This window comes from Streptosporangium sp. OZ121, from assembly GCF_051918885.1.
GTDB lineage: Bacteria > Actinomycetota > Actinomycetes > Streptosporangiales > Streptosporangiaceae > Streptosporangium.
Genome location: NZ_JBPXMC010000002.1, coordinates 314,339 through 339,426, shown reverse-complemented (window position 1 = coordinate 339,426; position 25,088 = coordinate 314,339). Strand labels below are relative to the sequence as shown.

General features: G+C 71.2%; 21 protein-coding genes and 1 riboswitch. Of the genes, 14 read left to right on the top strand and 7 right to left on the bottom strand.

The features are described from left to right. Nucleotides 1-4 precede the first annotated feature (4 nt). The 5 genes from fmt (at nucleotide 5) to rpe (ending at nucleotide 5,802) form a co-directional block, all read left to right on the top strand. On the top strand, nucleotides 5-934 hold the full coding sequence (gene fmt / locus ACTOQ1_RS06370; protein ID WP_440065133.1) for a methionyl-tRNA formyltransferase: 930 nt from the start codon (nucleotides 5-7) through the stop codon (nucleotides 932-934). 5 nt (nucleotides 935-939) lie between these two features. Further along, nucleotides 940-2,553 (top strand): RsmB/NOP family class I SAM-dependent RNA methyltransferase, encoded by a 1,614-nt coding sequence (locus ACTOQ1_RS06365; protein ID WP_440065131.1) that lies wholly within the window; start codon nucleotides 940-942, stop codon nucleotides 2,551-2,553. A gap of 168 nt (nucleotides 2,554-2,721) precedes the next feature. Further along, nucleotides 2,722-4,575, top strand: a complete 1,854-nt coding sequence (gene asnB, locus ACTOQ1_RS06360; RefSeq protein WP_440065130.1) for an asparagine synthase (glutamine-hydrolyzing) — start codon at nucleotides 2,722-2,724, stop codon at nucleotides 4,573-4,575. 114 nt (nucleotides 4,576-4,689) lie between these two features. Next, nucleotides 4,690-4,959: a twin-arginine translocase TatA/TatE family subunit gene (locus ACTOQ1_RS06355; RefSeq protein ID WP_440065129.1), complete on the top strand. Its 270-nt coding sequence runs from the start codon at nucleotides 4,690-4,692 to the stop codon at nucleotides 4,957-4,959. Nucleotides 4,960-5,145: 186 nt separating this feature from the next. Next, nucleotides 5,146-5,802 carry a ribulose-phosphate 3-epimerase gene (gene rpe / locus ACTOQ1_RS06350; protein WP_440065127.1) on the top strand — a complete coding sequence of 219 codons (657 nt, stop codon included), beginning with the start codon at nucleotides 5,146-5,148 and terminating at the stop codon, nucleotides 5,800-5,802. A 226-nt stretch (nucleotides 5,803-6,028) separates the two neighbouring features. Here the strand turns inward: rpe and ACTOQ1_RS06345 are convergent, their stop codons facing one another. The 5 genes from ACTOQ1_RS06345 to ACTOQ1_RS06325 all read right to left on the bottom strand — a co-directional run bounded on the left by ACTOQ1_RS06345 (nucleotide 6,029) and on the right by ACTOQ1_RS06325 (nucleotide 12,017). Then, a complete protein-coding gene (locus ACTOQ1_RS06345; protein WP_440065126.1) occupies nucleotides 6,029-7,087 on the bottom strand; it encodes an ABC transporter ATP-binding protein in 1,059 nt (352 codons plus the stop codon). Continuing rightward, a complete protein-coding gene (locus tag ACTOQ1_RS06340; RefSeq protein ID WP_440065124.1) occupies nucleotides 7,084-8,085 on the bottom strand; it encodes an ABC transporter ATP-binding protein in 1,002 nt (333 codons plus the stop codon). The genes ACTOQ1_RS06345 and ACTOQ1_RS06340 overlap by 4 nt, the downstream gene beginning before the upstream one ends. 14 nt (nucleotides 8,086-8,099) lie before the next feature. Beyond that, nucleotides 8,100-9,080 carry an ABC transporter permease gene (locus ACTOQ1_RS06335; protein WP_440065122.1) on the bottom strand — a complete coding sequence of 327 codons (981 nt, stop codon included), beginning with the start codon at nucleotides 9,078-9,080 and terminating at the stop codon, nucleotides 8,100-8,102. Between the two features lie 123 nt (nucleotides 9,081-9,203). Next, complete coding sequence (locus ACTOQ1_RS06330) at nucleotides 9,204-10,997, bottom strand: ABC transporter substrate-binding protein (RefSeq protein WP_440065121.1); 1,794 nt, start codon at nucleotides 10,995-10,997, stop codon at nucleotides 9,204-9,206. A gap of 18 nt (nucleotides 10,998-11,015) precedes the next feature. Beyond that, nucleotides 11,016-12,017, bottom strand: coding sequence for an ABC transporter permease (locus tag ACTOQ1_RS06325; protein ID WP_440065119.1), 1,002 nt, complete (start codon nucleotides 12,015-12,017; stop codon nucleotides 11,016-11,018). Between the two features lie 342 nt (nucleotides 12,018-12,359). Here ACTOQ1_RS06325 and ACTOQ1_RS06320 point away from each other — a divergent pair, with 342 nt between their 5' ends. The 6 genes from ACTOQ1_RS06320 (at nucleotide 12,360) to ACTOQ1_RS06295 (ending at nucleotide 19,574) form a co-directional block, all read left to right on the top strand. Then, a complete protein-coding gene (locus ACTOQ1_RS06320; RefSeq protein ID WP_440065117.1) occupies nucleotides 12,360-13,175 on the top strand; it encodes an oxygenase MpaB family protein in 816 nt (271 codons plus the stop codon). A 132-nt stretch (nucleotides 13,176-13,307) separates the two neighbouring features. Continuing rightward, nucleotides 13,308-13,438, top strand: a riboswitch (FMN riboswitch). Between the two features lie 415 nt (nucleotides 13,439-13,853). Continuing rightward, nucleotides 13,854-14,498 carry a riboflavin synthase gene (locus ACTOQ1_RS06315; protein WP_440065116.1) on the top strand — a complete coding sequence of 215 codons (645 nt, stop codon included), beginning with the start codon at nucleotides 13,854-13,856 and terminating at the stop codon, nucleotides 14,496-14,498. Between the two features lie 143 nt (nucleotides 14,499-14,641). Continuing rightward, on the top strand, nucleotides 14,642-15,859 hold the full coding sequence (locus ACTOQ1_RS06310) for a bifunctional 3,4-dihydroxy-2-butanone-4-phosphate synthase/GTP cyclohydrolase II (RefSeq protein WP_440065115.1): 1,218 nt from the start codon (nucleotides 14,642-14,644) through the stop codon (nucleotides 15,857-15,859). 58 nt (nucleotides 15,860-15,917) lie between these two features. After that, nucleotides 15,918-16,388, top strand: coding sequence for a 6,7-dimethyl-8-ribityllumazine synthase (gene ribH / locus ACTOQ1_RS06305; protein ID WP_440065113.1), 471 nt, complete (start codon nucleotides 15,918-15,920; stop codon nucleotides 16,386-16,388). 134 nt (nucleotides 16,389-16,522) lie between these two features. Further along, complete coding sequence (locus ACTOQ1_RS06300) at nucleotides 16,523-16,981, top strand: PH domain-containing protein (protein WP_440065112.1); 459 nt, start codon at nucleotides 16,523-16,525, stop codon at nucleotides 16,979-16,981. Nucleotides 16,982-17,315: 334 nt separating this feature from the next. After that, on the top strand, nucleotides 17,316-19,574 hold the full coding sequence (locus ACTOQ1_RS06295; RefSeq protein WP_440065111.1) for a glycoside hydrolase family 9 protein: 2,259 nt from the start codon (nucleotides 17,316-17,318) through the stop codon (nucleotides 19,572-19,574). 69 nt (nucleotides 19,575-19,643) lie between these two features. On the opposite strand, the gene ACTOQ1_RS06290 is transcribed toward ACTOQ1_RS06295, so the two are convergent. Then, on the bottom strand, nucleotides 19,644-20,312 hold the full coding sequence (locus tag ACTOQ1_RS06290) for a potassium channel family protein (RefSeq protein WP_440065109.1): 669 nt from the start codon (nucleotides 20,310-20,312) through the stop codon (nucleotides 19,644-19,646). Next, nucleotides 20,305-21,645 (bottom strand): TrkH family potassium uptake protein, encoded by a 1,341-nt coding sequence (locus ACTOQ1_RS06285; RefSeq protein ID WP_440065107.1) that lies wholly within the window; start codon nucleotides 21,643-21,645, stop codon nucleotides 20,305-20,307. The genes ACTOQ1_RS06290 and ACTOQ1_RS06285 overlap by 8 nt, the downstream gene beginning before the upstream one ends. Before the next feature lie 206 nt (nucleotides 21,646-21,851). Between ACTOQ1_RS06285 and ACTOQ1_RS06280 the strand changes: the two genes are divergently transcribed. The 3 genes from ACTOQ1_RS06280 (at nucleotide 21,852) to ACTOQ1_RS06270 (ending at nucleotide 25,060) form a co-directional block, all read left to right on the top strand. Continuing rightward, complete coding sequence (locus ACTOQ1_RS06280) at nucleotides 21,852-22,748, top strand: AAA family ATPase (protein ID WP_440065106.1); 897 nt, start codon at nucleotides 21,852-21,854, stop codon at nucleotides 22,746-22,748. A 142-nt stretch (nucleotides 22,749-22,890) separates the two neighbouring features. Beyond that, nucleotides 22,891-23,961, top strand: a complete 1,071-nt coding sequence (locus tag ACTOQ1_RS06275; RefSeq protein WP_440065463.1) for a vWA domain-containing protein — start codon at nucleotides 22,891-22,893, stop codon at nucleotides 23,959-23,961. Next, a complete protein-coding gene (locus ACTOQ1_RS06270) occupies nucleotides 23,954-25,060 on the top strand; it encodes an XdhC family protein (RefSeq protein ID WP_440065104.1) in 1,107 nt (368 codons plus the stop codon). The genes ACTOQ1_RS06275 and ACTOQ1_RS06270 overlap by 8 nt, the downstream gene beginning before the upstream one ends. The last annotated feature ends 28 nt before the right edge of the window (nucleotides 25,061-25,088 follow it).

Sequence of the window (25,088 nt, the reverse complement as noted above, 5' to 3'; positions counted from 1 at the left end):
AACCTTGCGCCTGGTCTTCGCCGGAACCCCGGACACCGCCCTGCCCTCGCTGCGGGCCCTGATCGACTCGCCTCGCCACGACGTCGTCGCCGTCGTCACGCGCCCGGACGCCCAGTCGGGCCGGGGCCGCAAGGTCCATCCGAGCCCCGTCGCCGAGCTCGCCGAGGAGGCGGGCATCGAGGTGCTCAGGCCGCCCAAGGCGGGTGACCCGGAGTTCCTCGACCGGCTCAGGGAGCTCGGCCCCGACTGCTGCCCGGTGGTCGCCTACGGCGCGCTCCTGCCGCAGGCCGCCCTGGACATCCCCCGGTACGGCTGGGTCAACCTCCACTTCTCGCTGCTGCCGGCCTGGCGCGGCGCGGCACCGGTGCAGCACGCCGTGCTCCACGGTGACGCGATCACCGGCGCGGCCACCTTCCAGATCGTCAAGGAGCTGGACGCGGGCCCGGTCTACGGTGTGGTCACCGAGGAGATCCGCCCCGCCGACACCAGCGGCGGGCTGCTCGCCCGGCTCGCCGAGTCAGGCGCCGGGCTGCTGGCCGCCACCCTCGACGGGATCGAGGACGGCAAGCTGGAGGCCGTGCCGCAGCCCGCGGAGGGGGTGAGCCTCGCCCCCAAGATCGGCGTCGACGACGCGAGGATCGACTGGGCCGCGCCCGCCATGCGGGTCGACCGCCTGGTCCGTGCCTGCACCCCCGCCCCGGGGGCGTGGACCGAGTTCCGCGGCCAGCGCGTCAAGATCGGTCCGGTGCGACCGGTTCCCGACGCCTCCGGCCTGGCCCCCGGCCAGATCGCGGCGTCCAAGAACTCCGTCCTGGTGGGCACCGCCACCTACCCGGTCGAGCTGGGCGAGGTGCAGCCGCAGGGCAAGCGCCTGATGGGCGCGGGGGAGTGGGCCCGCGGCGTGCGGCCCACCGACGAGGATCGGCTGGCCTGAAGATCATGAGCAGTGGTAACGGCCGTAACGTCCCGCGCGGCGGGGATCACGGCCCGGCGGGCCGCTCACGCGGCGCCGGAGGCAGGGGCAGGGGCGGTGGCAGAGGCGGGCGCCCGCCCAAGCCGGTCCGCGACGAGGCGCGCAACGCCGCGTACGACCTGATGCGCGCCGTCGACGAGCGGGACGCCTACGCCAACCTGCTGATGCCCGCGCTGCTGCGCGAGCGCCGCCTTTCCGGGCGCGACGCGGGCCTGGCCACCGAGCTGGCCTACGGCACCCTGCGCGGCCTCGGCACCTACGACGAGATCATCGCGGCCTGCAGCGACCGGGCGCCGGAGGACGTCGACCCGCCGCTGCTCGACGCCGTCCGCCTGGGCGTGCACCAGCTGCTCAAGACGCGGGTCCCCCCGCACGCCGCCGTCGGCACCACGGTCGACCTGGTGCGGCTGCGGGTGGGCATCGGCGCCTCGAAGTACGCCAACGCCGTGCTGCGCAAGGTCTCCACCCGTTCCCTGGAGCAGTGGATCCCGATCGTGGCGCCCGACCCGGCCGACGACCCGGTCGGGCACCTGGCGGTGGCCCACAGTCACCCGAGGTGGATCGTCGACGCCCTGCGCGACGCGGTGGGCGGCGACTTCGACGAGACGGCCGCCCTGCTCGCGGCCGACAACGAGCGTCCCAAGGTGACGCTGGTCGCCCGTCCCGGCCGCTCGTCGGTGAAGGAGCTCCTCGACGCGGGCGCCGAACCCGCCAGATACTCCCCGTACGCGGCCTACCTGCCCGAGGGCGACCCCGGTGCGGTCCTCGCGGTGGCCGAGTCGCGCGCGGCCGTCCAGGACGAGGCCAGCCAGCTCGTCGCGCTCGCCCTGACGCGGGTCCCGGTGGAGGGATCCGACTCTCGCTGGCTCGACCTGTGCGCGGGTCCCGGCGGAAAGGCGGGCCTGCTCGACGCCATCGCGACCCGCGGCGACGAGGCGGGCCTGGGCGGCTCCGGTGCCGGGGTGCCCGTGCCGGCCGCGACGCCCGCCCCGGTCGCGGGTACGGCCTCGGTCACGGGCACGGTCACGGGTTCCGGCGCGCTCCCCGCCGCGGTCTCCGGTCCGGGAGCCGGGCCGGTGGCCTTCCCCGGCGGGGCGCGGCTGCTCGCCGCCGAGTTGCAGTACCACCGGGCGCGGCTGGTGTGGCAGACGACCCGGGAGGCCGCGGTGATCACCGCGGACGGCACCGCGCCCGCCTGGCGGCCAGGGGCCTTCGACCGGGTCATGCTCGACGCCCCCTGCACCGGCCTGGGCGCGCTGCGCCGCCGCCCCGAGGCCCGCTGGCGCCGCGATCCCCGGAGCCTCCCCGAGCTGGGCAGGCTCCAGCGCGCCCTGCTCGACTCGGCGATCGACGCGGTCCGGCCCGGTGGCGTCGTCGCGTACGTGACCTGCTCGCCGCACCTGGCCGAGACCGTCACCGTGGTCGGCGACGTCCTGCGCCGCCGTGACGACGTCGAGGCGCTGGACGCCCGCGACCACCTCCCCGAGGTGGAGGGGCTGGGGGAGGGGCCGTACGCGCGGTTCTGGCCGCACCGGCACGGCACCGACGCCATGTTCCTGGCCCTGCTGCGCCGCCGCTGAGCGGGGGGCGCCGGTTCCCGGACCCCGCTCCCCGGAGAGGGCCGCCGGGAGCGCCGGGAGCGCCGGGAGCATCGTCGCAGCTCAGGGCGCTCTACCTGGGCATATATGGGCACTTTGTGCTGTTCGACTGGATATAACTGCTTCCGAACGGGACGCGGGGGTGTCCAGATGTGCGGAATCTGTGGGTGGGTGGACTTCGAGCGCGATCTCCGGGAATCAGGGGCCGTCGCGCAGGCCATGACCGACACCATGGCCTGCCGCGGACCCGACGACGAGGGATTGTGGCTCGCCCCGCACGCGGCGATGGGTCACCGCCGTCTGGCCGTCATCGACATCGAGGGCGGACGCCAGCCGATGATCGCCGATGAGGACGGGCAACCGCTCGCCGTCCTCACCTACAGCGGCGAGATCTACAACTACGTCGAGTTACGCGCGGAGCTGACCGCCCACGGCCACCGCTTCCGGACGCGGAGCGACACCGAGGTCCTCCTGCGGGCCTACCTCGAATGGGGCGAGGGCCTCGCCGAACGGCTGAACGGCATGTTCGCCTTCGGGATCTGGGACACCCGCAAGGAGGAGCTGCTGCTCGTCCGGGACCGGATGGGCATCAAGCCGCTGTACTACTACCCGCTCCCGAGCGGCGTGCTGTTCGGCTCCGAGCCCAAGGCGATCCTGGCCAACCCCCTCATCGGGACGCCCACGGTCGACGCGGACGGCCTGCGCGAGCTGATCGCCTTCGTCAAGACCCCGGAACGCGCCGTCTACCAGGGCATGTACGAGGTCCGCCCCGGCCACACCGTCCGGGTGACCCGCGACTTTTTGTGCCGCCGCCCCTACTGGCGGCTGGAGGCCCACGATCATCCCGACGACCTCGCCACCACCGTCGGGACGGTGCGCGAGCTGCTGGACGACATCGTCACCCGCCAGCTCATCTCCGACGTGCCGCTGTGCACCCTGCTCTCCGGCGGCCTCGACTCCAGCGCCGTCACGGCGCTCGCCGCGCTCGGCCTGGAGGGGCACGGCGCGGGGAAGGTCCGGTCGTTCTCCGTCGACTTCACCGGATACAGCGAGAACTTCAAGCCCGACGAGCTGCGCGACACTCCCGACACGCCGTACGTGCACGACGTCGTGCGGCACATCGGCGCCGACCACACCGACATCGTCCTGGACTCCTCCGATCTCATGGACCCCGCGGTGCGCGCCGCGGTCCTGAGGGCGCGTGACCTGCCGATCGGCATCGGCGACATGGACACCTCCCTCTACCTGCTGTTCCGCGCCATCCGGGGCCATTCCACGGTGGCGCTGTCCGGCGAGTCCGCCGACGAGGTCTTCGGCGGTTACCGGTGGTTCTTCGACCCCGAGGCGGTCGCCGCCGACACCTTCCCGTGGCTGGTGTCCCCCGGGTTCGGGCGGTTCGCCGGGGTGGGGGCGCTCCTCGACGAGGACCTGACCCACAAGCTGGACATTCCCGGCTACCGCGCGGACAGCTACCGGCAGGCGCTCGACGAGGTGCCCCGGCTGCCGGGCGAGGAGGGTCTGGAGCGGCGCATGCGGGAGATCTCCTACCTGCACCTCACCCGGTTCGTGCAGATCCTGCTGGACCGCAAGGACCGCATGAGCATGGCCGTCGGGCTGGAGGTCCGGGTGCCGTTCTGCGACCACCGGCTGGTGGAGTACGTCTTCAACGCCCCCTGGGCGATGAAGACCTTCGACGGGCAGGAGAAGAGCCTGCTGCGCGCCGCCGCCGCGGACGTCCTGCCGCCCTCGGTCGTCGGGCGCCGCAAGAGCCCCTACCCCTCGACGCAGGACCCCTCATACGAGGAGGCCGTCCGCGCGGAGGCCTCCCGGCTGCTCGGCGACGGGAACCTGGCCGCCGCGCCGCTGATCGACCCGGACAAGGTACGGGCCGTGATCGACCGGCCCGAGGCGGCCGGTGGCCCCCCGGGCGGCCGGGCGTCGCTGGAGGGGCTTCTCCAGTTCAACGCCTGGCTGGAGAGGTACCGCGTCCGGGTCGACATCTGACCCGCGCCCCCAGTGCCCCCATGCCGCCCGCCCGCGGCGGCACCGCGCCGAACCCCGCCCCGGCCGGCTCCGGCCCCCGGGGACGGGGACGCACCACCGGAAGGAGGTCGCCTCATGGCCGACCTGGGACTGCCCGAGCTGCTCATCATCGTGGCGGTGTTCGTCCTGCTGTTCGGTTCCGCGAGGCTGCCCGAAGCCGCCAGATCGGTGGGCCGCTCCCTGCGCGTCTTCAAGACCGAGGTGAACAGGCCGGACGACGCTCCACCGCCTCCCGGCGAGACCGGCGAGACCGGAGAAACCGGAGAAACCGGAGAGGCCGACGAGACCGGAGAGACCGGCGGACGGGACGAGCAGCCGCTCGTTCCGCCCGCTTCCCCCGGGTGACCCCGGCCCCGGACCGTCGGCGCGGCCGGGGCGCGTGGCGGAGCCTCATCCCGTCGCGGCCAGCGGAGCCCCGGCGGGCACGGGGAGGAGGGCGACGGCGACGGCCGCGAGGTCTTCGCGCCTCGGCCCGGCTCCGCCCCACGGGGAGGACGGGCGGCGGGCCCTCGCCGCTAGAATCGGCGAATCATGGCCGTACAGATCTCGCCCAGCATCCTGTCCGCCGACTTCGCCCGCCTCGCCGAGGCGGCCGCGGCGGTGCCCAACGCCGACTGGCTGCACGTGGACGTCATGGACAACCACTTCGTGCCCAACCTGACCCTCGGGCTGCCGGTCGTCGAGTCCCTGCTCAAGGCGACCTCGACGCCACTCGACTGCCACCTCATGATCGAAGACCCGGATCGCTGGGCCCCCTCGTACGCCGAGGCGGGGGCCGGGAGCGTCACCATCCACGTGGAGGCGGCCAAGGCACCGGTTCGCACGCTGCGTCAGATCCGCCGGGCGGGCGCCCGCGCGGGCCTGGCACTGAACCCCGCCACCCCCGTCGAGCCGTACGAGGACCTGCTCGGCGAGCTCGACATGCTGCTGCTGATGACCGTCGACCCCGGTTTCGGCGGGCAGAGGTTCCTCGACATGGTGCTGCCCAAGATCCGCAGGACCCGCGAGCTCGTCGACCGGCACGGCGGCCAGGTGTGGCTCCAGGTGGACGGCGGCGTCTCCGACGAGACGATCGAGCGCTGCGCGGAGGCGGGCGCCGACGTCTTCGTGGCGGGCAACGCCGTCTACGGCGCCGAAGACCCGGCCCGCGCGGTCGACGGCCTGCGCGCCCTGGCCACCGGGAGCTGACCGGGAGGACGGGAGACCGGCCTGCGCGCCCTGGCCACCGGGAACTGACCGGGAGACCGGCCGAGCGACGATGGAACGACGAAGGGCGGGCCCGGACGGGCCCGCCCTTCGTCGTCGGAGACTCACCGCGACCTTCCGGCCCGGCGCGACCTTCGGAGGACCGCGATCGGACACGGCGGACCGGAGACGCGGGCAGGGGGACGCGGGCGGGGGCGGGGCGGCGCGGTCAGCCCTGCAGCGCCGGGTCCAGCACCACGTCCCGGCCGTGCACGGTCGGCTGCTCGGGGAAGTGGCAGGCGGTCAGGTGACCCTCCTTGTTCCCCTCCAGCCTGACCAGCGGGGGCTCCTCGGTCGCGCACTTGTCCTGGGCCTTCCAGCAGCGGGTGCGGAAGCGGCAGCCGGACGGCGGGTTGATCGGGGAGGGGACGTCCCCGGCCAGGCGGATGCGCTCGCGCGGCTCGGAGTCCTCCATCACCTCGGGCACCGCCGACAGCAGCGCGTGGGTGTAGGGGTGGCGGGGGCGCTCGTACAGGGAGGCACGGTCGGCGATCTCGACGATCTTGCCGAGATACATGACCGCGACCCGCTGGGAGAAGTGCCGCACGATCGCGAGGTCGTGCGCGATGAACAGGAACGCGATGCCCATGTCCCGCTGGAGCTGCTGGAGCAGGTTGACGACCTGCGCCTGGATGGAGACGTCGAGGGCGGAGACCGGCTCGTCCGCGATGATCAGCTTGGGGTTCAGGGAGAGCGCGCGGGCCACCCCGATGCGCTGCCGCTGGCCGCCGGAGAACTCGTGCGGGAAGCGGTTGAAGTGCTCGGGGTTGAGCCCGACGATCTCCAGGAGCTCCCGGACCCGGTTGTCCCTGCCGCCCGGGGGGTTGATGCCGTTGATCTCCATCGGGCCGCCGACGATGGTGCCCACCGTGTGCCGGGGGTTCAGCGACGAGTACGGGTCCTGGAAGATCATCTGGATCTCGGCCCGGATCGGCTTCAGTTCCTTGCGCCTGGCGTGGCCGATCTCCTGTCCGGCGTACTTGATGCTGCCCTCGGTGGGCTCCAGCAGCCGGGACGCCAGCCGTCCGGCGGTGGACTTGCCGCAGCCGGACTCGCCGACCAGGCCGAGCGTCTCGCCGGCGTGCACGGTCAGGTCGATGCCGTCCACCGCGTGGACCTTGCCGACCTGGTGCTTGAAGATGACACCGCCCATCACGGGGAAGTGCTTCTTCAGGCCGGACAGCTCCAGCAGCGCCTCGCCGCGGGGTTCACCGGTTGTCTCGCTCACTTTTGGATCTCCCTCTTCTGGGCGAGGGTCAGGTAGCACGCGTCGCCGTGGCCGCGGTGCGGGGACAGTTCGGGCCGCTCGGAGCGGCACAGCCCGGGACCGGCCAGCTCCATGTAGTCGCACCGGGGGTGGAAGGGACAGCCGGGCGGGACGTTGATCAGGCTGGGCGGGGTGCCGCGGACCGGCCGGAGCGGTATGTCCACCGAGGCGCTCAGGCGGGGCATGGAGGCCAGCAGGCCCCAGGTGTAGGGGTGGCGGGGCTCGTGGAGGACCTCCCTGACGGTCCCGCGCTCCACCGCCCGCCCGGCGTACATCACCAGCACGTCGTGCGCGGTGTTGGCGACCACGCCGAGGTCGTGGGTGATGAGGATGATCGAGGCCCCCGTCTGGTCCTGGAGCTCCTTGAGCAGGTCCAGGATCTGGGCCTGCACGGTCACGTCCAGGGCGGTGGTGGGCTCGTCGGCGATCAGCAGGTCCGGGTCGCACACCAGAGCCATCGCGATCATCGCGCGCTGCCGCATGCCGCCGGAGAACTGGTGGGGGTAGTCGTCCACCCTGGTCTTCGGCTGGGGGATGCCGACCCGCGTCAGCATCTCGATCGCGCGGTCCCTGGACTCGGCGCGGCTCGCGCCGGTGTGCTTGCGGTAGACCTCGGAGATCTGCTTGCCGATGGTGTGGTACGGCGAGAGCGAGGTCAGCGGGTCCTGGAAGATCATCGCGACCTTGTTGCCGCGCAGCTTCTCCATGGTGGACCGGGAGGCGCCGATCAGCTCCTCGCCGTCCAGCCGGATCTCCCCGCCGATCTTGGTGGTCTCCGGGTTGTGCAGGCCGAGCACGGTCAGGTTGGTCACCGACTTGCCCGAGCCGGACTCGCCGACGATGCCCAGCGTGGTGCCCTTCTCCACGTCGAAGGAGAGCCCGTCCACCGCGTGGACGACGCCGTCCTCGGTGTGGAAGTCGACGGTCAGGTCACGGACCGAGAGGAACGGAGTTGACACTTTCTTCAAGGCTCCTAGCTCAGCCGCACGCGGGGGTCGATGAAGGCGTACATGATGTCGACGATGATGTTGAAGACGACGATCGCGGCGGCCGCGACGAGCACCGTCGCCATCAGCATGGGCAGGTCGGAGTTGGTGACCGCCTTGACCGACAGCTGGCCGAGCCCCTGGAGGCCGAAGGTCTGCTCGGTGATGATCGCGCCGCCGATCAGCGCGCCGAGGTCCACGCCGAAGATCGTGATGATGGGGGTCAGCGTGCCGCGCATCGCGAAACGCATCACCACGCTGCGGCCGGACATGCCCTTGGCCCGCGCGGTGCGCACGTAGTCCTCGCTGAGCTGCTCCACCATCGTCGAGCGGGTCATGCGGGTGTAGTTGGCGGTGAAGATGATCGCCAGCACCAGCCACGGCAGCAACAGGCCGGTGGCCCAGCCGACGGGGTCCTGGGTGAACTCCACGTACTTGGGACGCCAGAAGATCTGGTTCTGGTAGACGAGGAAGTACAGGGCGAGGGTGCCGATGAAGTAGATCTGCACGGAGGCGCCGATGAGGGACGACACGCTGGCGATCTTGTCCAGCGGCTTGCCCTGCTTGAGCGCCGCGATGATGCCGGTGGCCACGCCGAAGGTGAGGAAGACGGCCGCCGCCCCGATGGTGAGCGAGATGGTCAGCGGGAGCCGGTCCAGGATCGTCTCGAACACCGGCGCGCGGTTGACGAAGGAGAAGCCGAGGCAGGGGGCGGGACAGTCCCCCAGGCCCCCGTAGTCGCGGCCGACGAAGATCCCGGCCAGCCAGGCCACGAACTGGGCGAACAGGGGCTGATCCAGTCCCAGGTTGTGCCGCGCCTGCTCCAGCAGCTCCGGCGGGCAGACCTTGCCGCAGGCGAGTCTCGCCGGGTCGGCGGGCACGGCGAAGAAGAGGAAGAACGTGACCGCGGAGATGATCACGAGGGTGACCGCGGCGCCGAGCATGCGGCGAGTGATGAATGGAAGCATTGCCTGTTTTCCCGAGGTGGCTGGGACCGCTGGGGCCGGGGAGGCCCCTGGCCGCGGCCTCGCGGGGATGTCGTCATCCCCGCGAGACCACGGCCGCCGGTTCTCCTACGGTTTCGTGAGCCGCTACGGCTTCACGAAGATGGTGTTGGGCGAGACGACCCACGACTGCGGGTCGATCTCGGCGCCGCCGACCTTGGAGCCGTGCAGGGTGTTGGCGATCCGGTTCTCGGCGACGACCAGCGGGGTGATCGTCTCCTGGATCTTCTTGTCCAGCGCCATCCACGCCTTGTTCTGGGCGTCGATGTCGGTCATGGCGGTGATCTCCTCCATCTCCTTGGTGATGGCCTCGTCCTTCAGGTGCGAGTAGTTCGGCGCACCGTCGGCGATCGGGCCGAAGATGACGGGCAGGACCGTCGTGCCGGACGGCCAGTCGGCGCCCCAGCCACCCCAGTAGAGGTCGAACTCGTTCTTCACCTTGCCGATGGAGTCGTAGTAGGTCTTACGGTCCAGGGGCTTGACCACGACCTTGATGCCGGCCTTCTCCAGGGCGTTCTTGATCACGACGGTGACCTGCTCCTGGACGGGCGTCTGGTTGTAGGCGTAGACGATGGTCGGCGTCGGGTTGGTCGACTCGGCGAGCAGCTGCTTGGCCTTCTCGACGTCGCCCTCGGGCTTGGCCTCCTTGCCGAACAGGTCGTAGGACTCGTAGCCGACCGTGGTGTTCTCGTTCAGGATCGTGGTGGGCAGCGCCGCCGCGGCCGGGCCGCCCATGACCTGCTGGATCTGCTTGGACGGCCACACGTGGTTGATGGCCTGGCGGATCTTGATGTCCTTCACCCGGTCAAGGTTGAAGTAGTAGTAGTTGCCGTACGGCGAGGGGCTCTTCATCAGGCGCGGGGCCAGGCTGGCGTCGCCGAGGACCTGCTGCAGACGCTCCGGCGGGACGGTCGCGTAGAAGGTGAACGCGGTCTGGTCCGGGCCGGTGTCGGCGATCAGGCGGTCGGTGATCTGCAGGTTCTCCTGGCCGAACTCCAGGCGCCACTTGTCGGGGTAGGCGCCGCGGATCGGGTCGGTGGCCGGGTCCCAGTTCGGGTTGCGCTCCAGCTCCATCGACTTGTCGACGACGTGGCTCTTGATGATGTACGGGCCGCTGGAGACGGGCTCCTTGTCGTACTTCTCCTTGGTGTCCTTCTCCTTGGGCACGATGCCGTAGCCGCCCATGGCGAAGGCGTAGTTGGCGTCGGCGTGCGGGGTCTTGAACTTGTAGACGATCGTCTTGTCGTCCGGCGTCTCGATGCTGTCAAGACGCTTGCCGTCGTACGGGCCCTGGTAGGCCTTCTTGTAGTCGACCTCGGTCAGCCACTGCTGGATGTAGGTCGGGCCCTGGGTGACGAACGGGGCGAACGTCCGCTCCATGCTCCACTTCACGTCCTCGGACGTGATCGGCGTGCCGTCCTGCCACTTCACGCCGTCCTTGAGGGTGAAGGTCCAGGTCTTGCCGCCCTCGGACGAGGTGCCCGAGTCGGTGGCCAGGTCGCCGACCAGCTTGTAGTCGCCGGGGCCGACGCGCTTGTAGCCGGTCAGGGTACGGCCGATGAGCAGGCCGAAGTTCGACATGGTGTTGACGTAGACCTGCGCGGGGTCGAGGTGGCCGATGTCGTCACGGTCGATCATCGTGACGGTGCCGCCCTTGACGACGCCCTCGGGCTCGATGGCCGGGCCCTTGGAGTCGTCGGCCGTGCCGACGGTGATCGTCGGCGGCTTGTAGGTCGCTGCGGGGGCCGCCGCGCCGGGCTCGCCGGACGCCGCGCCGCTGGGGGCCGCGGGCGCGCCCTGGTTGCCCTGGGCGCAGGCACCGGTGAGTGCGAGCGCGCCTATGGCGAGTACGGCCATCGCTGACCGCGTACGGACTTTCATCTTTCTCCTATTTCCGATCTAGCGCTTGAGCTTGGGGTCGAAGGCATCGCGGACCGAGTCACCCAGGAGGTTGAACGCGATCACGAAGATCAGAAGGGCGACACCGGGGAATATCAGATAGGTGATGTCGTTCTGATAGATCTCGGTGCCGCGGCGGAACATGCGGCCCCAGTCGGGGATGGGCTCGATCATGCCGACGCCCAGGAAGGAGAGCGCCGCCTCGGCCGTCACCAGCGCGGGGAGCAGCAGCGTCGACTGGATCAGGATCGGGGTCCAGAGGTTCGGCAGCAGCTCCTTGAAGACGATCCTGGCGGGAGAGGCCCCGGTGACCTTCGCGGCCTCGACGAACTCCCGCTCGCGCAGGGAGAGCACCTGGCCGCGCAGCAGCCGCGCGAGGCCGGCCCACTGGAACACGGTCAGCGCGATCACCAGGGTGACCGCTCGCAGCCAGATCGGCGTCTCCTCGTCCGGCCTGACGAACAGGTTCTCCACGACCGGCATGAACGCGATGATGAAGAGCACCGAGGGGAACGACAGGACGATGTCGATCAGGCGGCCGATGAAGTAGTCGGTCTTGCCTCCGGCGTACCCGGCGACGATGCCCATCACGATGCCGATCGCCGTCGCGATGACCGTCGCGGTCACCGCGATCGACAGGGAGGTCCTGATCCCGTAGACGAGCTGGGTGAACACGTCCCGGCCCAGGCCGGGCTCGATGCCGAACCAGAACTCCGAGCTGATGCCGCCGTTGGGCAGGATCGGGTAGCCGTAGTCGTTCAGCAGGCCCGGCATGTCCTGGCCGTACAGGACGTAGGGATCCTTGCCGTACAGCCAGGCGATGACCGGAGCGAGGAGCGCGACCAGGAAGAAGAAGATCACCACCGCGGCCGAGACGATGCCGGTACGGTCGCGTCGGAAGCGCAGCCACATCAGCTGCCCGGGTGAGCGGCCCACCGTCTCCGGTGTCTTCGCCGCCGGCACCTCCCCGGTCGTGGTCGTGGCTGGTGCAGGGATGGTCATCGTGCGGGGGCTCCCAACGAGCATGGTGAGCGGGATCCCTGGAACCATTGCAAAGCAGACCAGGACAATCAATGGTCTGGTCATTACTCATTTTTTTGTTGTATAACGTCCACCCGTTTGTGGCTGCAATTCCGTTGACGCAGATGGGGGGTGACGTGGGAGGATAGGGCTCCCGAAGGCTGGTATTCACGGATTTGTGACACATTCATGACGCGGCCGTGACGGCTTTGTCCGGGTCTGACCCTGCTTGTGTCACAAGCCCGATACAGTGTTACAGGCTTAATACGCGGGGTGTGTCGGACCGCTTCGCGGGGTAACCCTCCACTCGCCGGGAGGTGGAGCATGGATCACGGCCTGTTCGGACCCGATTCGGTGACCTGGAAGGTGATGGGCGAGCCGATCCTGCTCGTCGGGGGCTTTCGCGCGCTGCTCATGCAGGGCCTGCACCCCCGGGCGATGCGCGGGGTCGCCCAGAACTCGTCGCTCATGGATCCGGCCGAGGCGTGGTCCCGCTTCGTGCGCACCACCGAGTTCGTCCGGGTGCGCACCTACGGCACGACCAAGGAGGTCGCCCGCGCAGGGGCCAGGGTCAGGAAGATCCACGCGAGTCTCACCGCCCTCGACCTCGACACCGGCGAGCGGTTCCGCCTCGACGACCCCGACGCGCTGCTCTGGGTCCACGTCGGCGAGGTCGACTCCTACCTGTCGGTCGCCCGGCGCGCGGGAGTGCGCCTGACGGACGACGAGGCCGACAGGTTCGTCGCCGAGTGGCGTCGCGCGGCCGAGGTGGTCGGCCTGCGTCCCGAGGACGTGCCCGGCTCGGTCGGCGAGATGGACGACTACATCCGGGCCTGCCGCCCCGGCCTCTACTTCGCCCCCGAGGTGCCCCACCCGCTCCGGCGGTCGCTCAACGCGCCGCTCCCGGCCCGCCTGACCCCGCTCAAGCCGATGTTCCCCATGCTCACCGTGCTCGCCTTCGCGACCCTGCCGCGCTGGGCCCGCAGGCTGTACGGCCTGCCCGCGACCCCGCTGGGCGACCTGTGGGCGACGGCCTCCCTGCGGGCCCTGCAGACCGGGATCGGCCTGGTGCCCGCGCCGGTGCGCTACTCCCCGGACGCGCGAAGGGCGCGGAAGGCGGTCGCGGAGCGCGCGGCGTGATCACACCAAGTGCCCGCTTGTTCCACATCATGGAAGGTGTGTCGTCCGGTTTTCCGGACATGGCACACTGGTAGTGGTAGTGGAGGGTGAACCGTCCGCGGTGCGCCCTCCGCGAGAACGAGAGAAACAGAGCAGCGTGCTCCGGGGTCGGTGAAATTCCGAGCCGGCGGTTACAGTCCGCGACCCGGTCGAAGCCATCGACCGGTTGACCTGGTGAAACTCCAGGACCGACGGTTAAAGTCCGGATGGGAGGAAGCGCGCGAGCGGAGAGTGTCTTCGGGCACCCTCCGCTGATCGGGTGTATGCACCCGTTGATCCCCCGGGGCCCGCCGTGGCAAAAAGCTACTGGCGAGTAGGAGACCTCGGGTGACTGATCCGGCGCGGACGCGCCAGGCGGTCGGGCGTGCCCCTCACGGGCGCGGCGCCGTCGGCCCCCACCATTCCCCACATTCCCCACATTCCCCGTCCGGCCGCACCCGGTCCGGGCGCGGCGGCACATCCCTCTTTTCCGGCGCGCCCCGCTTTCCCGGCGCACGCCCTTCCGGGCCCCGTACTTACGGGCCCAGCGTTTCCGGGCCCGGTACTTCCGGATCCCGCGTTTCCGGGCCCCGTGTTTCCGGACCTCGGACGACTTTCCCGTGCCCGGACGTCCGGGCGATCCCCCAGAAGGAGCTGTGAATGTTCACCGGAATCGTCGAAGAACTGGGGGAGATCGCCGGGATCGAGCCGCTGAGCGACGCGGCCCGGCTGTCGATCCGCGGCAAGACGGTCACCGCGGACGCCGGGCACGGTGACTCGATCGCCGTCAACGGCGTCTGCCTGACCGTGGTGGACGTCGCGGGCGAGGTGTTCACCGCCGACGTGATGAAGGAGACCCTCGACCGCAGCTCCCTCGGCGCGCTGAGCCCCGGCTCCCCGGTCAACCTGGAGCGCGCGGTCCGCGCCGACCAGCGGCTGGGCGGCCACATCGTGCAGGGCCACGTGGACGGGACGGGTGTCCTGCTGTCGCGGGAGCCCGCCGAGCACTGGGAGGTTGTCCGGATCTCCCTCCCGCCGGAACTCGACCGCTACGTGGTCGAGAAGGGCTCGATCGCGGTCGACGGCATCAGCCTGACCGTCATGAGCGTGGGCTCCGGCGGCTTCGCGGTCAGCCTGATCCCCACCACCCTGAGCCTGACCACCCTCGGCGCGAAGCGGCCGGGCGACCCGGTGAACCTCGAGGTCGACGTGATCGCCAAGCACGTGGAGAAACTCGTCGGCGCGTACGCCCCGGCCGGTCGACCCGCCCAGGACGCCGCGACGGATCAGGGGGAAAGGCCATGAACCACCTCGCGACGGAATCCGAGGCCGCCGAGGCCGGGAGCCTTCGGAGAGACGGGACCGGAAGCACCGGACGCACCGGCGGGACGCGTCAACCGGCTCAAGGAGTACCGGTCGAGGGCCGGGCTCGTCATCGAGGAGACCTTGTGATCAAGCTGGACCCGATCGAGCGGGCGATCGCCGACATCCGCGAGGGCCGGGCCATCGTGGTCGTCGACGACGAGAACCGCGAGAACGAGGGCGACATCATCTTCGCCGCGTCCAAGGCCACCCCGGAACTGCTGGCCTTCACCATCCGGCACAGCAGCGGCGTGGTCTGCGTGCCGATGCGCGGCGAGGACCTCGACAGGCTCGGCCTGCCGCTGATGGTGTACGACAACAAGGAGCGCCTGCGCACCGCGTACACGATCAGCGTGGACGCCAGGGACGGGGTGAGCACCGGCATCTCCGCCGCCGACAGGGCCCGTACGATCCGCACCCTGGCCGACTCGGCGACCGAGCCGTCCGAGCTGGTACGGCCGGGGCACGTCTTCCCGCTCCGCTACCGGGAGGGCGGCGTGCTGACCCGGCGCGGCCACACCGAGGCGTCCGTGGACCTGGCCAGGCTCGCCGGGCTGAGCGAGGCGGGCGTGCTCGCCGAGGTCGTCAACGACGACGGCACCATGATGCGGCTGCCGGAGCTGCGCGAGTTCTGCGACGAGCACGACCTGGCGCTCGTCTCGATCGAGCAGCTGGTGGAGTTCAGGCGCCGGACCGAGCGGATGGTGACCAGGGTCGCCGAGACGCGGCTGCCGAACAGGTACGGCGAGTGGCGGGCCTACGGCTTCGCGAGCTCGCTGGACGGCGGCGAGCACCTGGCCCTGGTCCTCGGCGACATCGAGGACGGCGAGAACGTCATGGTCCGGGCGCACTCCGAGTGCCTGACCGGCGACGTGCTCGGGTCGCTGCGGTGCGACTGCGGGGTGCAGCTCGACCACGCCATGTCGCGGATCGCCGCCGAGGGGCGGGGTGTGGTCGTCTACCTGCGCGGGCACGAGGGGCGCGGGATCGGGCTGCTGGCCAAGCTCAGGGCGTACAGCCTCCAGGACACCGGCAGCGACACCGTCGACGCCAACCTGGAGCTCGGGCTGCCGGTGGACGCCCGGGAGTTCTCCAACGCCGGGCAGATCCTCGCCGACCTGGGAGTGAAGTCGGTCCGGCTGCTGACCAACAACCCGGCCAAGCTGCGCGGCATGGACGGCTACGGCATCAAGGTGCTCGGCCGCGAGCCCATGCCGGTGGCGATGAACCCGTACAACGAGAAATACCTGTCGGCCAAGCGCGACCGCCTCGGCCACGAGATTCCCAGGGAAGAGGAAGCATGAGTGAGCGAGCGGGCCAGGTGGAGCGGTACGGCCGCACGAGCGGGTACGGGGTGATCGCGTGAGCGGGGACGGGCGGCCGGTGGCCGGGGCCGTCGAGGCCGGGGGGCTGACCGTCGGCGTCGTCGCCGCCCGCTGGCACGAGAAGATCACCGATCAGCTCGTGGCGCGGGCCGAGCAGGCGGGCAGGGACAGCGGCGCGGCGGTGACCGTGGTGCGGGTGGCCGGATCGCTGGAGATCCCGGTCGTGGCGCAGGCCCTGGCCAGGAAGTACGACGCGGTCGTCGCGCTCGGGGTCGTGATCCGCGGCGAGACCCCCCACTTCGACTACGTGTGCGACTCCGTCACCTCGGGCCTGACCCGGGTCTCCCTCGACGAGGAGGTCCCGGTCGGCAACGGCGTGCTGACCTGCGAGTCCCTCGACCAGGCCCTCGACAGGTCGGGGCTGCCCGGCAGCCACGAGGACAAGGGCTACGAGGCCACCGTCGCCGCCCTGGGGACGGCGCTGCTGCTGCGGGAGCTCCGCGCCTAGCGCCGCCGTACGGGCCCGCCCCGCCGTGCCGTGTGATCGGCCCGGCGGGGTCGTGCGGTAGGTTTCCCTCGGCACCGTGACCAGCGGTCGCAGCCGTTCCGACCGGTGGTTTTCCAAAGGATCGTGATCTGAGAGTGAGCCCGGAGAGCGTCTCCCCGCCCCCGTTGCCCGTCGTGTGGCGGCCCAGGAAGGGCCGGATCGCGGCGTACGGCTTCGCGGGCCTGATCATGCTCGGCGCGGTGCTGATGGCGGCGTTCCTGTCCGAGCCGTTCACCCTGGCCGACAGGCTCGCGATGGTCGGGCTGGGCGGGGTGGTCGCCTGGGTCCTGCACCTGCTGGGGCGGGTCCGGGTGGAGGCCGACGAGGAGGGGGTCACCGTCGTCAACCCGCTGCGGGTGCATCGCTACGAGTGGCCCGAGGTGCTCGGGGTCTCCCTGGTCGACCACGAGCCCTGGGCGAAGATCGACTTCACCGACGGGGCCACGGTCGGCGCGATGGGCCTGCAGGGGTCGGAGAAGGAGCGTACGGTCCGTCAGGTCCGCGAGCTCGCCGCCCTCATCAGGGAGCGCGGCGAGGCGTCAGAGACCCGCTGAGCCGCCGTACGGGGGCTCAGGGCCCTTGGCCTGCCGGGCCTGCCGGGCCTGCCGGGCCTGCCGGGCCGAGCCTTCTCGGGAGTCCCGGCAGGCTTGGTGATGCGCGCGAGCGTGACCTCCCGGCGGGGGCGCGGGGATGCGTGCGGGTCGCGGGAAAAGCGGTCATGCCGAGGTTCTGCGAATCGCTGAAGCCCCATGAAAGTTACACGGTCATTCGCCCGAAGTATCGCTTCGAGCTGCACGAAATGCCTTCCTCGATGGAGGCGGCTGTCTTTTTCCGGCCTGATGGTTCCAAGATGCGAAGCCCACGCAGCTCAGGCCGAGAGGACTCCACGTGAACACGTCAGGCCGGATTCGGCTGTGGGCGGCGGCGCTGGCCGCAGCCATGACCGCGGCATCGATCACCGCGGTCGTCACCACAGGAACCGCCAACGCCCTTGTCCGACCGGCGCTCGGCCAGAACATCAAGGTCAACCAGGTCGCCTACGCGCCCGACGCGGCCAAGCAGGCGACCGTGATCAGCAACTCGGGATCGCCGCTGGCCTGGAGCCTGCTGAACGGTTCCGACCAGGTGGTGGCCAGCGGCACCACGACCGTCTTCGGCGCCGACTCCCCCTCGGGCGACTCCGTCCACAAGATCGACTTCTCGTCCTACACCGGGACCGGCACCAACTACGTGCTCACCGTGAACAACGAGTCCAGTCACCCCTTCGACATCGGCACCGCGGCCTGGAAGAAGCTTCCCTACGACGCGCTGGCGTTCTTCTACCACCAGCGCAGCGGCATCGCGATCACCTCCCAGTACGCCGGAGGCAACCAGTACGCCCGCGCCGCCGGCCACCTGAACGTCTCCCCCAACCAGGGTGACAACAACGTGCCGTGCCGCAGCGACTGCGGCTACCGGCTGGACGTGCGCGGCGGCTGGTACGACGCCGGCGACCACGGCAAGTACGTGATCAACGGCGGCATGTCCGCCTGGCAGCTGGTGAACACCTACGAGCGGGCCAGGAACATCCCCGGCGCCGACACCGGCGCCTTCGCCGACGGCACCATGTCCATCCCCGAGCGCGGCAACGGCGTGCCCGACATCCTGGACGAGGCCCGCTGGGAGATCGACTTCCTGCTGAAGATGCAGGTCCCCGACGGCCGCCCGCTGGCCGGGATGGCCCACCACAAGATCCACGACGCCAACTGGACCGGGCTGCCGCTGCTGCCCGCCCAAGACCCCCAGGCCCGGGTGCTGTCGGCGCCCAGCACCGCCGCCACCCTGAACCTGGCCGCCGCGGCCGCCCAGTGCGCCCGGGTGTGGGCGTCCATCGACTCCGCGTTCTCCGCCCGCTGCCTGACCGCGGCGGAGAAGGCCTACGCCGCGGCCAAGGCCAACCCCTCGCGGTTCGCCCCGGCCTCAGACGGCACCGGCGGTGGCTCCTACGCCGATGGCAAGGTGACCGACGAGTTCTACTGGGCCGCCGCCGAGCTGTACGCCACCACCGGCAAGCAGGCCTACCGCACCGACCTGACCTCCTCCTCGCTGTACTACGGGCGCAGTTTCACAAATGAGGGCGCCCTGTGGGCGGAGGTCGGCAGCCTGGGCGACATCACCCTGGCGCTGGTGCCCAACGGCCTGACCTCCTCCATCGGCCAGCAGTTGCGGGCCTCCTTCGTCTCGGCCGCCGACGGCCTGCTGAACGTGATGCGTGGCCAGGGCTACCCGGTGCCCTTCCGGTCGGCCGGCGGCGGCTACATCTGGGGGTCCAACAACCTGATCCTCAACAACGCCGTCGTGCTGGCCCTGGCCCACGACTTCTCCGGCGCCGAGCGGTTCCGCGCCGGGGTGTTCGAGACGATGGCGTACGAGCTCGGCCGCAACCCGACGGGCTACTCCTACGTCACCGGCTACGGCGACAAGCCCTCCCGTAACGTCCACCACCGGTTCTGGGCCAACCAGATCGACTCCTCCCTGCCCGTCGCACCGGCCGGCGCCCTGGCCGGCGGCCCCAACAGCGGCCTGGAGGACCCGGTCGCCCAGCAGCGCCTCAGCGGCTGCCGGCCGCAGAAGTGCTACCTGGATGACATCGACGCCTGGTCGGTGAACGAGGTCGCCGTCAACTGGAACGCGGTCCTGGCCTGGGTCGCCGCCTGGACGGCCGAAAAGTCCGGCACCGACGGCCCCACCCCCACCCCCACCCCCACCCCGACACCCACCCCCACCCCGACACCCACCCCCACCCCGACACCCACCCCGACCCCGACACCCACCCCGACACCGACCCCGACCCCGACCGGAAAGGCCTGCGCCGCGACCTACACCGTCACCAACCAGTGGCACGACGGCTTCGGAGCCAGCGTCGAGGTGAAGAACACCGGCACCGCCGCGCTCACCGGCTGGACCGTCGCGTGGACCTTCCCCAGCGGCCAGACCATCACACAGCTGTGGAGCGGCTCGCACACCGCGAGCGGCTCGGCCGTCACCGTGGTCAACCTGTCCTGGAACGGCGCGCTGTCTTCGGGCGGCGCCACCTCCTTCGGCTTCAACGGCGCCTGGTCCGGGGCCAACACCGCCCCCGCCGTGGTGACCTGCACCGCCCGGTAGGCGGCGCGGCGGGAAACCCGCCGGTGCGAGACGGAGCCGACTCCGGTCCGCACCGGCGCGTTCTCGCGCTCAGGTCTCCTCGGCGAACCGCTCCGCCTTGTCGGTCTCGCCCGCCACGAGCAGGGTGTCGCCGCCGTGGATCACCGTGTCGGAGGCGGCGTACGTGAACCGGCCGCCGGGTTTCTTGATCCCGACCACGGTGACCCCGTACTCGCTGCGGATGCCCAGGCTGCCCAGGCTCTTGCCGTCCGCCCACCGGGGCGCCATGGTCTTGATCAAGGCGTAGTCCTCGTCGACCTCCACGTAGTCGAGCATCCGCCCGGTGACGAGGTGCGCGACCCGCTCGCCCATGTCGTGCTCGGGCTGCACCACGTGGTGCGCGCCGACCCGATGCAGGATCCGGCTGTGCTGCAGGCTGATCGACTTGGCCCAGATGTCGGCCACTTCCAGGTCGGCCAGGATCGAGGTGGTCAGGATGCTCGCCTCGATGTCGGTGCCGATGCCGACGACGGCCCGCCCGAACTCCCCGATGCCCAGCTGGCCGAGCGCGTCGGGATCGGTGGAGTCGGCGCACACCACGTGGGTGAGCCGCCCGGAGAACTGCTGCACGTTCTTGGGGTCGCTGTCGACGCCGAGCACCTCGACGTCGCGGCCCACCAGCTCCACCGCCAGCGCGCCGCCGAACCGGCCGAGACCGATCACCACCACCGCGTCGCCGCGGTTCCTCTTGTCAACCAACGAGGGGACGCTCCTCCGGATATCGGAACCGACGGGTCTGGACGTGCAGTGCCAGCGCGGCGCCCAGGGTCACCGGCCCGAGCCGCCCGACGAACATCAGGAGGGTCAGGATCAGGTGTCCCAGGGTGCCGACGTCGGCGGTGATCCCGGTCGACAGCCCGACCGTGCCGAAGGCCGAGATCACCTCGAACAGTACGCGGTCCAGCTTGAACGGGGTCACCGTCACCAAGGCGAACGTGCCCATGGTGACCGACGCCACACTCAGCAGGGCGATCGTCAGCGCCTGGCGCTGCAGCTGCTCGGGAACGCGGCGGCGGCCCGCCGAGACGTCGGGCTCGCCGCGCAGCTCGGCCAGGATCACGAACCCGAGGAGCGCGAACGTCGTCACCTTGATGCCGCCCCCGGTGCTCGCGCTGCCCGCTCCGATGAACATCAGCACGTCGCTGATCAGCCAGGAGTTCTCGCTCATCTGGGAGGTGTCCACGGAGTTCAGGCCGCCGCTTCGGGTCATCGCGCTGTGGAACAACCCGGCCATGATCCGCAGGCCGGGGGAGAGGGCGCCCATCGTGCCGGGGTTGTTCCACTCGGTGGCGGTGATGGCCACCGCCCCGCCGAACAGCAGGACGGTGGTCATCCCCAATGTGATCTTGGCGTGCAGCGTCCAGCGGGACGGGCGGCGCCAGTTCTGCCGCAGCACTGCGTAGACGGGGAAGCCGAGACCTCCGGCGACCACCGCCGTGATGAGCGGGAGGCAGACCCACGGGTCGGTGACGAACCTCGTGATGCTGTCCGACCAGAGCGAGAACCCGGCGTTGGTGAATGCCGAGATCGCATGAAAAATCCCGTAATAGGCGGCGCGGCCGAACGGTTCCCCGTACCCGATCACGAAGCGGGCGGTGAGCACCGTGGCGGTCAGCGCCTCGGCGACCAGCGTGACCTTGGCGACCCCCGCGATCACCCGTCGTACGTCGCCGGGACCGAGGGTCTTGGTCTCGGCCTGGGTGTTGAGGCGGGCGCGCAGGCCGAGCTTTCCTGAGACGATCACCGCCAGGATCGAGGAGAGCGTCATGATCCCGAAGCCGCCGATCTGCATCAGCGCCAGGAGCACGATCTCGCCGAAGAGCGACCAGTGCGCCGCGGTGTCGTGCACGGCGAGCCCGGTCACGCACACCGCGGAGGTGGCGGTGAACAGGGCCGACGTCCACGAGGCGCTCTGGCCGTCCTCGACCGCGATCGGCAGCGAGAGCAGCCCCGTACCGGTGAGGACCACGGCCAGGAACGCCAGCACGACGGCTCTGGACGGGGTGTTGATCTGGTCGAGCAGGTTCTTCACAGGGGGTGACAATACTTCTTCGAGGGAGAGCGGCGGCGTTCCCGCCGGATTCCCGCCCGGCTCCCGCCGGCCCACCGGGTTTCGGGACCTCGCGAGCCACCCGCCGCGAGGCCGGCACCGGCGTGCCGCGGGATTCCCGGGGGAACGCCGGACCCGGGGAGGGTGTGATCACGCGAGGACCCGGTCTCCGGGCGTAGCCTGAGGTGGTGGTGAGGCGGACAATCGAGGCATCCGATGTGGAATCGCCCGCGCAGCTGGCGGAACTGCTCGACGAGCGGTCGTATCTGGCCGGTGCGGGGCTCGTCACGGCGGCCTTCCTCGCGCTGCGGATGGGCCGCCCGCTGCTGCTCGAAGGCGAGGCCGGAGTCGGCAAGACCGAGCTGGCCAGGACCCTGGCCGAGGTGTTCGGGGCACCGCTGATCCGCCTGCAGTGCTACGAGGGGCTCGACGCCTCCCAGGCGCTCTACGACTGGGACTTCGCCCGCCAGCTCCTGCACCTGAAGGCGGCGGAGGCGGGCGGTGTCACCGACGCCGCCCGGCTGGAGGGCGAGGTCTACGACCGGAGGTTCCTGATCGCCAGGCCGCTGCTGAGGGCGATCGAGACCCAGCCCGCGGTGCTGCTCATCGACGAGGTCGACCGGGCCGACGTGGAGTTCGAGGCGATCCTGCTGGAGGTGCTCTCGGACTTCGCGATCTCCGTCCCCGAGCTCGGCACGATCCGCGCCGCCCGGCCGCCGGTGGTCGTGCTGACCTCCAACCGCACCCGCGAGGTGCACGACGCGCTGAAGCGGCGCTGCCTCTACCACTGGCTGGAGCACCCCTCCTTCGAGCGGGAGGTGGCGATCCTGCGCAGGAGGCTCCCCGAGTGCTCGGGCAGTCTGGCCGAGCAGGTGGCCACGGCGACGGGACGGCTCCGCGAGGCCGATCTGATCAAGCCGCCGGGGATCGCGGAGACCCTCGACTGGACCGAGGCGCTCCTGGCCCTCGGCGCCCGCGAGCTCGACCCCGACGTGGCGGCCGCCTCGCTGGGCGCCCTGCTCAAGCACAGGGAGGACCACGAGACGGTGCTCGGGAACGGATTCTTCGGTGCGTCCCGGCGCTGACGGCCCTCCCCCCGCCGGAGTGCCCTCCGCCGCGGAGGGTTCCCCCGCGACGGGGATCCCCTCCGCCACGGGGGCTCCTGCCCCGGATTCCCCGGCTCCCACGGCTTCCCCGGCCGGGACCGGGGAGGACCTGGTGGCGGTCATGACCGGTTTCGCCAGGACCCTGCGCGCCGCGGGGGTGCCCGCCGACCACGAGCGGACCCAGAACCTGCTGCGCGCGCTGTCCCACCTGGACGCCTCCAGGCCCGACGACGTCTACTGGGCGGGCCGGGTCACACTGTGCGCCTCGGCCGACGACCTGCCCCGCTACGACCGGGTCTTCCGGGCCTACTTCGGGGGGCTGCGCGCGGGCCGCGCGAGAGCGGCGGCGGTCACCGTCACCCGGCACACCGCGGCGACGCCGGGGGTACGCCCCGACCGGGGGGAGAGCGTCGAGCCCCCGGCCCTCGCGGCGACCGCGAGCGCGACGGAGGTGCTGCGCACCCGGGACGTGGCCGAGATGACGGCGGCGGAGCTCGCCGAGGCGCACCGGCTGCTCGCCCTGCTGCGGGCGGGCAGGGAACGGCGCGCGTCGCGGCGCTTCCGGCCCGCCCGCAAGGGGCGGCTGGACGGCAGGGCGACCATCCGCGAGACCCTGCGCAGGGGCGGGGAGACGGCCGGGCTGCGTCACCGCGCGCGCCGGACCAGGCCCCGCAGGGTCGTGCTGCTGATCGACGTCAGCGGTTCCATGACCCCGTACGCGGACACGTTGCTCCGGCTCGCCCACGCGCTGGTCAGGTCGGAGCCGAGGGCCACCGAGGTGTTCAGCGCGGGCACCCGGCTCACCCGGCTCACCTCCGAGCTGCGCCACCGCGACCCGGCGGCCGCGATGGCCGCCGTCTCCCGGGCCATTCCCGACTGGAGCGGCGGCACCCGCCTGGGCGAGGAGCTCCGGCGGTTCCTGGCCCTGAACGACGCGGCCGGAGCGGTGGTGGTGATCGCCTCCGACGGATGGGAGCGCGGCGACGTCTCGCTGCTGGGGGCGGAGATGGCCCGGCTGTCCAGGACGGCCCACCGGGTGATCTGGGTGAACCCGCACAAGGGCCGGGAGGGCTACCGGCCGCTCACCGCGGGGATGCGGGCCGCCCTTCCCCACATCGACGACTTCGTGGCCGGGCACAGCCTGGCCGCGTTCGAGGAACTGGCGACGCTGCTGGGAGGCACGCATGCGTGACGTGTTGTCACAGATCCTGAGGTGGTGGGAGGCGGGAGAGACGTTCGGCCTGGCCACCGTGGTCGACACCTTCCGCAGCGCGCCCCGCCCGCCGGGGGCGTCCATGGCGGTGCTCGGCGAGGAGGCCGAGGGCAGCGTCTCGGGAGGCTGCGTCGAGGGCGCCGTCTACGAGCTGGCCCGGGAGGTGGTCTCCTCGGGCGCGCCCGTCCTGCAGCGGTACGGCGTGAGCGACGACGAGGCCTTCTCCGTTGGGCTGACCTGCGGCGGCATCCTGGACATCCTCGTCGAGCCCGTCTCGAAGGAGACCTTCCCCGAGCTGGGGGCGGTCGCCGCCTCGGTGCTGCGGCGCGAGCCGGTGGCGGTGGCGACCGTCCTGTCGGGGCCGGGCGTGATCGGCACCCGCCGGGTCATCTGGCCGGACCGCTCCTCCGGCTCGCTGGGCGTGACCCGGCTGGACGACGCGGTGGACGACGACGTCCGGGGCATGCTGGCGCAGGGGCTGACGGGCGTCCGCAGGTACGGGGCGCGGGGACAGCGGCGGCTCGACGAGCTGTCGGTCTTCGTCCAGTCCTTCGCGCCGCCGCCCCGGATGCTGGTCTTCGGCGCGATCGACTTCGCCGCCGCGGTCGCCAGGGTCGGCAAGTTCCTCGGCTACCACGTGGTCGTGTGCGACGCCCGGCCGGTCTTCACCACGGCCAAGCGCTTCCCCGAGGCCGACGAGGTGATCGTCAAGTGGCCGCACGACTATCTCACCTCGACCGTCGTGGACGAGCGGACCGCGATCTGCGTGCTCACCCACGACCCCAAGTTCGACGTCCCCCTGCTCGAGGTCGCCCTGCGCACCCCGGCGGGCTACGTCGGCGCGATGGGCTCGCGCCGCACGCACGAGGACCGGCTGGCCAGGCTCGCCCAGGCGGGTCTGGGGGAGGCCGAGCTGAAGAGGCTCCGCTCGCCGATCGGGCTGGACCTGGGCGCGCGTACGCCCGAGGAGACGGCGATCTCCATCGCCGCCGAACTGATCCAGCTGCGCTGGGGCGGCTCCGGCCGGCCGCTGACCGACGGTTCCGGCAGGATCCACGGCGAGGGACCGGGCGCGTGAGCGAGGAGGCGGAGACACCGGCGGGGAC